The organism is Streptomyces sp. NPDC005070 (assembly GCF_053600395.1).
Genome location: NZ_JBSFZS010000016.1, coordinates 62,284 through 73,783 on the forward strand (window position 1 = coordinate 62,284; position 11,500 = coordinate 73,783).

Genomic DNA, 11,500 nt, shown 5'->3' on the forward strand with positions numbered 1-11,500 from the left:
ATCAACTCCGGACCAGGCCCAGGTCTGCATCCAGATACAGCGACCTGCCGCCCACAGCGACAGCACTGGCCACTCCCCCTGCAACCGGCTGGTACAGGACACGGACCTCGTTCAGCATCGGATGCTCCGCCCACGAGTCCGGCGGGGTGAACCGGTCGATGTCCTCCACGGGAAACCAACTCCCGCGAACCGGGATCGTACGCCGCATCACCGCCCGCACAGCGGCAGCCCCGACCCCGTCCCCCGCCGACGGGTCGGGGATCGACTCGCCACCCGCCAGGTCGAGAGTCCTTCGCCCGTCCTCCTGGACGTAGGCGCACAACAGCCGCACCGAATCAGCCCCCAGCCGTGTGGCGACCTCCCACTCGTCCTCCTCCCCCGGCAGACTGTGCAGATCGTGCAGCCCTGCCACGCTCCTGGCCCGAAAAACAGCGACCATGCCGGCCTGGCCCCGCTCCGCCAACTCCTTCCCGCGGTGGGCGTTCCATGCTGCCTTCTGCCGACCGCCCGGGTTGTCCCAGTCGAACGCGTCCGCGCTGGCACCGTGCACCGCCTCGACCAGGCCCTGAACGTCATCCGGAATGGAGATCACACCCTCAGCGAGACTCCCCAGCTTCGCCGACGTCGCAGAGAGCAGGAACTCGGAGTAGACCTCCCCCCACTGCTTCGGCACTCCCGCACCGCCGGTGAGCGGATCCAGGACAACCAGGCGTGGTGCACGCGCCCACTCCGGGCGGCCACGACCGTCCGGATAGCCGTGCCGAGCCCACCAGTTCTCGTGCCGCCAGCACCGGCCCGCCCGCTGCAAGAGCAGGGCCAGCGGCGCCAGATCACTGATCACGATGTCGGCATCCAGATCGAGTGACTGTTCGACGACTTGCGTCGCCACCACGATCCGGCGCACCGGCCGTGGCCCTGAACGCCCCAGCCCGTCCGTGACCTCTCGTGTCCGAGACTCCCGGATATCACCGGGAAAACGGGCATGCAGCAACTGCACGATCCCGCCCTGCTCATGGGAACGGTCGTCAAACCGTTCACGCAGTCTCTGATACGTCTCCTGCGCATCGCCGACCGTGTTGCATACCACCAGCGCACTGCCGCCCTCCCCCGCAGCCACCGGTTCCACCAGCCGCTCGATGACCGCAAGGCGGTCACGCACCCCGCCCTTGCCGTGGACGACCGGCTCCACGCACACGTTCAGGCCCATGCTCCGCTCATTGGCCTGCTCCTGCCGCCGCACAGGAGACATCTCCGTAGCGTGACCGCTCCCACCATCCACATACAGCCAACCCGGATACGGCGCGGGAAACGACTGCTTCTTCAGCACCCGCTGATCGTGCCCCGCCCCCTGCAGATACTCCTTGATCAACCGATCGCTGACCGACGCCGGCAACGTCGCCGACAACAAGACGACCGGAACCCCGAACGCCCCCAACCAGTTCAGCAACCGCCCCAACAACACCTGCATGTACGGGTCGTAAGCGTGCGCCTCATCCACGATGAACGTCTTGCCCGTCAGCGCCAGCAACCGCAGCATGTTGTGCCGCACCGGCAGCACCGACATCAGCGCCTGGTCCACCGTGCCCACCGCGAACTGCGCCAGCAACGGACGCTTAGACCCGCGCAACCACTGCCGCGGACGCATATCCGCCTCCGCGCGCTGCCGCCCTGCCCGCCCCTCGTCCCCGTCACACGTGACCACACCCTGACCTGCCCCCAGAGACACGTCCGAGTACGCGCTGTTGAGCCAGGCCATGCTGTGCACCAAAGTCAGCCCCGCATCATGACCGGACTGCCGCAGCAGCGCACCGGCAACCCGCCCGTACATCTGGTCACTCGTTGCCATCGTCGGCAAAAGGAACGCAAACCCCCGCGTGCCGAAGGTAGCCGACAGCACTCGCTCGGCCTCCAGAGCGGTCTCGCTCTTCCCATCCCCTGGAGCAGCTGTCACCAGGAGGATTCCACCCCGGCTCCCGCCGCGCACAGCGTCCGGCAGCTCCTCCGTGACCGACCGCTGTAGCGGATTCGGCTCCCCTGTGATCCCGTATGCCTCAGCGAAACCCGGCCGCTGCAACTGCACCGGCACCAGACCGGCATCAGCAAGCAGCTCCTCGGCATCCACCCGCGACTGAGCGAAGTGTGCCTCCAGGGACGGCTCCAGCGCCTTCTGCCGACGCCGTAGGTAGCTCTCTTGGCTGACCAGCCAGTCCGCGAGGACAACAACTCCCGTCACCACGACAGCCGGCGCCGCCTTGAATGACTCCGGCGCCACAGGAGAACCCACCAGATCGAACACCGCAGACGCATGCACCTCACGCTGCCGCGCCCATGCCGACCCGCCCAGGAACGTGGCCCCGCTCCCGCCCTCGTTACGGTGAAAGCGGCCATGGTGACCACCAATGATCTCCTCAACCCGCTCCGCGGCAGCCGTCTCTCCCTCGGCATCAAAGCCCAGCACTGCCAGCACGTCTGCAGCCACCCGCATACCGGCCACGTCATGACCTAGCCGCTCACCGCCCATCTGCTCGCGGTCCTCATTCAGTGGTGCTCGAAGATTTTCGGTCCCGTGCCGAGAACAGAACTGAAACCCTGAGAGCTTGCCGATGTCATGCAGCCCGGCACACAAGCCGACCACCCCACGTGCCTTATCCGGCTCGCCTTCAAACTCCATCCCCTGCACAATGCTCCGCCGCTGGTTGTCCGACAGGTACACGTCCCACAGGTGTAGCGCCATCGCAGCCGTATCAATGAGGTGCCTGACCAGCGGATACGGGGGCAGTTCCGGATCAAGGCCCCGTGACTTTCCCCAAACCGACTCGTCCGGCGCCTCGCTCATCGCCCTCGACATGGCCATCTCCTCCCTGTCAGCCCGCCTGTGGCGCAGATCCAAACACAGGCCTCTGACACCAGGTGCTGACGGTGAAGCCGGATAGACTGCTGGCATGCAACGTGCACGTCGCCATATCCAGGCCACAGCCTCAGCAAAGGGACGGCAAAGCCCTTCCTGACGCACTGGTCAGGAAGGGTTCTCCCCGCCGACGCGGGGGTGTTCCGGTGATCGATGATCTCCACAAGCGCATCACCGAGTTCTCCCCGCCGACGCGGGGGTGTTCCGCGTCGTCTTGCTCGGGGGATCGTCGTCGTCGTGTTCTCCCCGCCGACGCGGGGGTGTTCCGTTTCTGGAGTCGAGTGTCCTCGGCATCCCGTTGTTCTCCCCGCCGACGCGGGGGTGTTCCGTCACGCCACGGGATCGGCCTCTTACCGCCGTCGTTCTCCCCGCCGACGCGGGGGTGTTCCGACTTCGTCCGGCGCGAACACGCCCATGCTGCGGTTCTCCCCGCCGACGCGGGGGTGTTCCGTCGTGGGATTCAATGAGTTCCATGGGGCCATCGTTCTCCCCGCCGACGCGGGGGTGTTCCGTAGTACAGGGTGCCGGCCTTGAGACCGGTCACGTTCTCCCCGCCGACGCGGGGGTGTTCCGACGGTTGGTCAGTTCATGCTGCGGCACAAGTGGTTCTCCCCGCCGACGCGGGGGTGTTCCGCACCTGCGTGCGTTCATCACGGTGATGAAGCCGTTCTCCCCGCCGACGCGGGGGTGTTCCGCGGCCAGGGCCGCCTCACGCGGTGTCCGGGACGTTCTCCCCGCCGACGCGGGGGTGTTCCGAGTCGAACCCGTAGCTGGAGAAGACCCCGTTCGTTCTCCCCGCCGACGCGGGGGTGTTCCGCTGGGATCTCCCATCGCCGGAATGGTCAAGGGGTTCTCCCCGCCGACGCGGGGGTGTTCCGGGCCCAGACCCGACAGAGGAGGGCCCGCCCGCGTTCTCCCCGCCGACGCGGGGGTGTTCCGGGGTGGCCAAGTTCGCGTACGCGGTACGTGTTGTTCTCCCCGCCGACGCGGGGGTGTTCCGTCCAAGACGTCCTACCGGGTGCACGTCAAGGCGTTCTCCCCGCCGACGCGGGGGTGTTCCGACACCGTCACAGCTCGCGGACCAGGCCGCCGAGTTCTCCCCGCCGACGCGGGGGTGTTCCGCCCCAGAAGATCAGGGTGTATCCGCCCCACAGGTTCTCCCCGCCGACGCGGGGGTGTTCCGGTGCGGCTGGCGCCCGTGCAGGAAGCGGGTCCCTTCTCCCCGCCGACGCGGGGGTGTTCCGATGCCCGCTACCCCGAGGTCAACCTCGACCTGGTTCTCCCCGCCGACGCGGGGGTGTTCCGCCAAAAGGGCGCTCACCGAGCTCCGCGCGGCCGTTCTCCCCGCCGACGCGGGGGTGTTCCGCAGGCCCCTCACCTCGACATGATCGACAGTGCGTTCTCCCCGCCGACGCGGGGGTGTTCCGTTCCCCACCACGTGCATGAACTCCCCGTCCCGGTTCTCCCCGCCGACGCGGGGGTGTTCCGCCCAGCGGGCGGGGGCCGAACGGCGAGATCCCGTTCTCCCCGCCGACGCGGGGGTATTCCGAGGCCGAGGAGCTGTGCCGGGAGACCCTCCAGGTTCTCCCCGCCGACGCGGGGGTGTTCCGGCCCGGGTCGAGGTCGATGCCCACCGGGAGACGTTCTCCCCGCCGACGCGGGGGTGTTCCGCAGTTGTGGGTGACGGCGATGTAGGCGTCGACGTTCTCCCCGCCGACGCGGGGGTGTTCCGATGTCTATGCAGCTCCGGTGCCTTTGTCGGTGGTTCTCCCCGCCGACGCGGGGGTGTTCCGTCACAGCCCGCCCCGGACGAGGCGGAGCCGGAGGTTCTCCCCGCCGACGCGGGGGTGTTCCGTTGTAGATCGTGGTGAGCTGGTGAGTGCCCGAGGTTCTCCCCGCCGACGCGGGGGTGTTCCGAGCGCGGAGCGTACGGCCGGTATCTGGTCGGCGTTCTCCCCGCCGACGCGGGGGTGTTCCGATCAGCACCTGGATCTTGCCGGTCTCGGTCGTGCTCTCCCCGCCGACGCGGGGGTGTTCCGCTGCTCGCCGCCGTCGGCACGTGGCTGTGGACGTTCTCCCCGCCGACGCGGGGGTGTTCCGGTGAGCTGACGTGGTCACCCTTGGCGAGCAGAGTTCTCCCCGCCGACGCGGGGGTGTTCCGTCGACGTCGTCCCACTTCACGCCCGGGTGGTCGTTCTCCCCGCCGACGCGGGGGTGTTCCGCAGGTTCCCGGAGGATGCCTGCGTGAGCGCGAGTTCTCCCCGCCGACGCGGGGGTGTTCCGCCGGTTCTACACGGCTGCGCGCCGCCACCCGTGTTCTCCCCGCCGACGCGGGGGTGTTCCGTCGCCGCACACGGAGTCGGTGTCCCGGTGCAGGTTCTCCCCGCCGACGCAGGGGTGTTCCGTCGAGCTGCAGGTCCAGGTGGTCGAGGACTTCGTTCTCCCCGCCGACGCGGGGGTGTTCCGTTGAGCTTCCCCTCCACCGACAGGCCACCGCGGTTCTCCCCGCCGACGCGGGGGTGTTCCGACCGACGCCTGACACAGACCTCCCAGCCCGAAGTTCTCCCCGCCGACGCGGGGGTGTTCCGGCCCGCGACCAGGTGCGGCGCAAGAAGAACGAGTTCTCCCCGCCGACGCGGGGGTGTTCCGGCCTGGCGGTGGTTCTGGGATGCCTCGGAGATGTTCTCCCCGCCGACGCGGGGGTGTTCCGAAGATCGGGCCGCTCCCGGTGTGGGCGTGGGCGTTCTCCCCGCCGACGCGGGGGTGTTCCGCGATGGCGGTCGTCGCCGCCGAACCGAGCTGCGTTCTCCCCGCCGACGCGGGGGTGCTCCGGCCCGCGAGGGTGGCGTAGTGACGACCAGAGCGTTCTCCCCGCCGGCGCGGGGGTGTTCCGGCGCGGGGCTGAATGCGATCTGGAGCCGCGCATCCTCCCCAGATCCATGCCGTCAGCACATCTGGCTCTCCGGCCACCGGCGCCACTGCGACAGCATGCGCGCTGGACTGCCATGGTCGGACTCGTGGTCGCCGACAGATCGGGCCGACCATGGCCGTCTCCCAAGTACTCGGCAGCAACACGCAATCGCGGATATACAGCGGCAATCGGCAACTCACTGTGTAGGCGGCCGCGGCCCGATACGAGATCCGACTGTCGCGGAACAACCCATTGGCGATCTGCGTGTACTAATCGGCCACCATTAGCCGGGGCAGACCCTGGTTCCTGAGCTGCTCACGACGGCGCCCTGGGCACAGGCCATGCACGGTGGCTATAGCGGGCTACCACGCCCCCTGGGGTCGGTCAGTCGGCAACGTGGCCTTCTCGCTGCTGTGGTCGGGGTCCTGGTCAGGCCGACCAACTCCTCCCCAGCACGATGCGCAGTGGTTGCGCAGTTCAGCCGCTGAAGCACGGCGTTGTCTTGCGCACAACCGGGGGTCTGGATGCGCATGTGGCCTCGCGGGTTGGGTGGTGTCGTTGTGCGCATTTGCGTACGCCACTGGGCACGGTATGCCGAGGCGGTGTGCGCGTGACCCGGTGACGGGGTGGTGACGTGCATCGCAGTGACCACCGACTGCCCCACCTGGGACCCATGGTCGGGGCTGTGGTCGGGGCGACCATGGCTTCGACCATGGGCGTTGTATCCGCATCGTGACCGTGGTCGGGATCTGGTGGTCGGTGGTCGGGTCGGGGGTGACGGGTTTCCTCAAGGTCAGCAATCACATGTTCTGACCTGGGAGTTTGACCATGTCTCCTGGCAAGCAGGCTTCGCAGAGCGAGGCCAATGTTCCGATGGTGGGTGGCGCTCGCTTAGAGGCGATGCGGCGCCGCGTTCGCCTCTCACGCTTGGCGGTCTGGACGGTCATCGCGGCTGGCCCTCTCGCCCTGGCCGTCGCCATCACCTCCACCCCAGCCACCGTCGAGGCGGCCGCCTCGGCCAAGCCCACTCTCGTGCGTAGCGCGGCCACCGCCGTCCCGGCCGGCTATGCGCAGTTGTTCGTCAACGCGTGGCTGCGCAGCAAAGCTGATGATGCGGGGACTGCGCAGGCTCGTCTTGCGCAGTCGATGGCGCCTGATGTCGAGTTGCCCGACCTAGTGGCGGGTGCGCAGTCGCAGCCGGAGTCTGTGACTGCGGTGCGCAGTGCGCAGCGTGGCGGCGTGTGGTCGGTGACGGTGGCTGCGCAGTACGCCGACGGCTCGGTGCGCTACTACGCCGTGCTGGTGTCTGTGGACCGCTTGGGTACTTCGTTCGCTGTGATTGGTGCGCCCAGCGTGGTGGCTGGTCCGGTCGGGGCCGAGGTGCCGAAGGCTCCGTACGGTGTGACGGTTCCGGTAGGCGATCTGTCCTCCGCTGTGGGGGAGTTCCTGGCCGCGTATTTGACCGGTGCTGGCGAGGTCGACCGCTACCTCGCGCCGGGTGTAACGCTGTCGCCGGTCTCCCCTGCCCCATACACGGCGGTCCCTGTCACTCGGGTGGCGGCCGTCGAGGAGGGGGCGGCCGCCGAGACGGTGCCGGCTGACGGCACGAGGGCGCATGTCCTTGCATCGGTGGAAGCCCGGGATGCCGGCGGGCGGTGGCCGTTGGCGTATGAGCTCGTGCTCAAGGCTCGCTCCGGTCGCTGGGAAGTCGCAGCGCTTGAGTCTGGGGCTGTTGGGGGTGTGCGGTGAACACGGTGCACGGTGTCTTGCTCGCCGGGCAGTTGGATGACCTCGGCAACTCGTGGATCAACATGTTCAAGGAATGGGCGACCAAGGGGCTGCAGGCTGGTCTGATCGTTCTCGTCGTCGTGATCATGATTCAGAAATTCAGTCTCAAGGCGGGCATCGGCGCCCTACTGCTGATGATCATCGCCCTCGGGCTGTACAACTCCCGCGACAGCCTCGCCAGCATGTTCGAGGATGAGGTGAAGAACCCGGCCAAGAGCGCACCTGCCATCTCCAGCATCATCCGGTCCGGATCCCCCTCATCCCACGACCACACGCTGGGGGCCGGAGGTTGGCTGTGACCGCGACTGCGGCGCGGGCGAGCCGCTTCTACACTTCCGCTCGCCGTCATCCCTGGGTCTTGGGCAAGGTCGCCGACTGGAGAATCCCGCTCGGCCCGTACACCCCTGCGCAGATCGCGGTCGCGGTCGGCGGCGGCTTCCTGTTGGTGAAGACCATCAGCTGGTGGTCGTGGATGGGGCCGATCCCCATCATCGGGTGGGCACTAGCGATCTGGGCGGTGCGGCGGCCAACCATGCGGGGCCGCGCGCCGATGCAGGCTGCTGTGGGCTGGCTGCTGCTTGGCTGGCAGCCGAGGGGAGGACGGATCGGCGGGCGGGCCGCCCGCGATCGTGCGCCCCGGCCGCTGCTCGCCAGCTTCACCATCGAGGGCGCCTCCACTCAAGAGTGCACCGTGCAGGCCGCTCCATCCCAAGCGGCTCGCCAGCACGCTCTTCGGGCGCCGCTTGAATGGCCAGCCTCCAGATCCCGGTCCCTATACGGCGGCACGCAACCGGCTGCTTCATGGGCGCCGGCGAGTCCGGTCTCGGGTGTGCAACTGCTGATCGCGCTCGCCCAGCAGAGGAAGGGTGTGCAGTGAGGGTTTCGATCCGTCACATAGCTGGGCACCTGGTGTGGTCGACGCAGGGCAGCGTATGGGCCCTTTACCGTCTCCACCCCAGCCCGGACGCACGCGGACAGCGCGAAGAGAACGTCCAGGGCACCCATATGCCCGCTGCCGTCCGTGACGAACAGCTCGCCAAAATAACGCACTTGGTCCGCTCCCTGTCCGGGGCGCCACGGCTGTTCGGTCTGTGCGCGCAGGTTGACCCGGGGGAGATCGCCCTGCGGATGATCGAGGGCATCGAGCCGATCGCGCAGACTGTGGGTGCGGGCCCGCATCCATGGGTGGAGAACGTCGAGGCCGCTCTGGATCTGCTGAACGGCCAGGAAATGCACTACCGCACCCTTTGGCTGGCTGTGCCCCTGCAGAGCGACACCACCGGAGTGCGGGTGTCGGCATCCCTGGGAGCGGCGTGGGCTGAAATCGCGCCGATGCTCGGCATGCGGCCGGCACCCGTCGCGCGGCGCGAGGTGAGCGCCTTCCGTGAGCAGGCATCTCGGGTGGAGGCCGCGCTCTCTGGCGGTGTTGCCTTTCGCCCGGCCCACCCGGCGGAAATCGTGTGGATGGTCCAGCATGCCTTGCACCGTGGGCTCGCGGAACCGTTGCTGGCTGAGGCTGAGACCAGCGAGCTGTACGGCGGGCGTGTCCAAGGCGGGGTGCTGCGTTCTCCCAGCTATGCAGATCTCGGCCAGGTCCGCCTGCAGGAAGGCGGAATCGGCCCGGACCTCGACGACGTCGACGGCCTGAAGAGCGCGGACCGGATCACCAGGTCGGGTCGCGGGGCTTGGTGGCGGATGAACACGGGATCGCCGCTGGGGCGGCGTTGGCTGCAGGTCGAGTCCGACAACGGGATCGGCTACCAGGCGCAGGTGGTGCTGGCCGAGTGCCCGCCCGCGGTCAGTCAGGACGCCGCGGATCTGTTCGCCCAACTGGAGGGCCTGGATTTTCCCGTCGACTACACCGTCGACCTGGCGCTGGTGCCGGCGGAGACGGCCCGGGACCAGGTGCGACGCAAGAAGAATGAACTGATCGACCAGGCCGACCAGTATGACGCCCGACCGACAGGCATGCCTGCTTCGCTCACGGAGGCTGCCCGCGATCTGGGCGAGCTCGACGCTCGCTTGTCGCGCACGAGCGTGGAGGTCGAGGTGCAGTCGGTGACCGTGCTGACGGTGTGGGGTCCGAGTGCCGCCGCGTGCGACGCCAGGGCCCGGGCTTTGGTCGCGTTGCTCGGCGGCGCCAACTACCGGGCGGTGCGTCCAGCTGGCCTGCAGGAGGCGTTGTTCACTCTGGGGCTGCCCGGCACCGTACGGCCGGGCGTGGTGCGGGAGTTCACCCAGCATCAGGTCAGCGAGGACTGGGCGCTGGGCGGGGCATTCGCCGCGTCGGAGGTCGGCGACCCGAACGGCATGTTCCTGGGCATCGACCTGGACCGAGGGACGACGCGCCCTGTGATGATCAATGTGGCGGACGCTCCGAAGGTTGATGCCTCGGCCTCGATGGGCATCGTCGGGGATCTCGGCGCGGGCAAGAGCGTGCTGCAGAAGCTGATCGCCGAAGCGGTCTGGGCACGGGGCGGCTGCGCGATCTGTATCGACCGCACTCCCGTCCGGGAGTGGGCGACGTTTGCCCGGACCGCAGCCGCGGGCCGTGTACAGATCATTGATGCCGCCCAGGCTGAGGTGTCCATCGACCCGCTGCGTATGTTCGACGGCCCGGTGGGCCGCCACTACGCCCTGTCCTATCTCACCCTGCAGCTCGGCATCGGGCCGATGAGCACCAGCGGGGAGGTTCTGCACCATGCCGTCGAACAGGTCGCCGCGGGTCCACAACCGTCCATGCACCGTGTTCTTGAGGTCCTTGAGGAAATGACTACACACGAGGCGGGCAAGCGAAGAGACGCCGCGACCACCCTGGCCGGTCTCATCCGCGTCGTCGCCACCAATCCCCTGGCGAGGATGGTCTTCGACCCAACGCTGCCGTCCGTCAGGTTGGATGCCTCCAGCGCCTCCGACATGATCGTGATCACCACGACCGGTCTGAAATTGCCGCCAAAAGCTGCGTTCGACAAACCTGAGGTCCTGCATCAGCAGCCGTTGGAAGCCCTGATCGGCCGCGCGGTGCTCTACTTGATCGCAGCAATCGCCCGGCAGACCGCCTTTGCGGACCCCGACCGGTTCACAGCCGTGGTCCTGGACGAGCTGTACTGGTTGACCTCTTCCGCTGAGGGCACCGCTCTCGTGCACGAGATTCTCCATGACGGCCGCAAACACGGCGCAGGCCTTCTAGCTGGCTCGCATGACGCCGCCGAACTCGGCCCCGACCGCGGATTGATGGCCTACCGGGCGCTTGCCCGCACCGCCGACCGCGACCGTGCCCGCCGCGGCCTGGAGTTCATCGGGCTCGATCCGGACGACGGCGAGCTGCTGCGGATGGTGACCACCGGCCTGTCCCCCGTCGGGCAACGCGGTCGCGAAGGCGAGTTCCTCATCGCGTGCCCGCGGCAGAACACTGGCCGCGTCAAGGTCGTCATCCCCCGCATCGAGCGGATCTCCGCTGCCATCACCACTACCCCGGGACGCCACACCACCGCGCCCGTGTCCGCACCGGGCGACCGTCCGAAGGACGTGCGATGACCTCTTTCGCGCCCAACCGTTCCGGGCGCCTGGCTGCAGCAGCGAGTGCTCTCACGGCGATCGCTGTCGCCGTCGGCGTGCTCGTCCTGGCGCTCGGGGCGAGTCTGCCGGAGACCTGGTGGCCGCGCACCGGCCAAGCCTTCGCCACCAACGCCGCCCATACGCCGGCAGATGTGTGCGATCGAATAATCGGTCCGGCCAAGGCGTACTGCGAGCACGGCCGTCATTCCCCCCGTACCCGATCCACCCAGGGCGACGGTGACGCCGCCGCATGGAGGCTCCTTCCGGCCGCAACGGCAGTGGGGGCGCTCGTGATCTGGCGACGCCGCACGCCTACACGGCAGGGACGGACCTGA

General features: G+C 68.4%; 6 protein-coding genes and 1 CRISPR repeat array. Of the genes, 5 read left to right on the forward strand and 1 reads right to left on the reverse strand.

Annotation, left to right across the window (positions count from 1 at the left end; genetic code table 11):
* Position 1: 1 nt before the first annotated feature.
* Positions 2–2,848: a CRISPR-associated helicase Cas3' gene (cas3, locus tag ACWEBX_RS08285; protein WP_451884106.1), complete on the reverse strand. Its 2,847-nt coding sequence runs from the start codon at positions 2,846–2,848 to the stop codon at positions 2–4.
* A gap of 177 nt (positions 2,849–3,025) precedes the next feature.
* Positions 3,026–5,801: direct repeats of the CRISPR family, unit length 29 nt; unit sequence GTTCTCCCCGCCGACGCGGGGGTGTTCCG.
* An 846-nt stretch (positions 5,802–6,647) separates the two neighbouring features.
* Between cas3 and ACWEBX_RS08290 the strand changes: the two genes are divergently transcribed.
* The 5 genes from ACWEBX_RS08290 to ACWEBX_RS08310 are packed head-to-tail and all read left to right on the forward strand — an operon-like array spanning position 6,648 to position 11,500.
* Positions 6,648–7,568 (forward strand): conjugal transfer protein, encoded by a 921-nt coding sequence (locus tag ACWEBX_RS08290; RefSeq protein ID WP_451884107.1) that lies wholly within the window; start codon positions 6,648–6,650, stop codon positions 7,566–7,568.
* Positions 7,565–7,906, forward strand: coding sequence for a hypothetical protein (locus ACWEBX_RS08295; RefSeq protein WP_451884108.1), 342 nt, complete (start codon positions 7,565–7,567; stop codon positions 7,904–7,906). Before ACWEBX_RS08290 ends, ACWEBX_RS08295 begins: the two co-directional genes overlap by 4 nt.
* Positions 7,903–8,484, forward strand: coding sequence for a hypothetical protein (locus ACWEBX_RS08300; RefSeq protein WP_451884109.1), 582 nt, complete (start codon positions 7,903–7,905; stop codon positions 8,482–8,484). The genes ACWEBX_RS08295 and ACWEBX_RS08300 overlap by 4 nt, the downstream gene beginning before the upstream one ends.
* The gene (locus tag ACWEBX_RS08305; protein ID WP_451884110.1) at positions 8,481–11,144 is read left to right on the forward strand and encodes an ATP-binding protein; all 2,664 of its coding nucleotides are present in this window, start codon (positions 8,481–8,483) and stop codon (positions 11,142–11,144) included. The genes ACWEBX_RS08300 and ACWEBX_RS08305 overlap by 4 nt, the downstream gene beginning before the upstream one ends.
* A complete protein-coding gene (locus ACWEBX_RS08310; protein WP_451884111.1) occupies positions 11,141–11,500 on the forward strand; it encodes a hypothetical protein in 360 nt (119 codons plus the stop codon). Before ACWEBX_RS08305 ends, ACWEBX_RS08310 begins: the two co-directional genes overlap by 4 nt.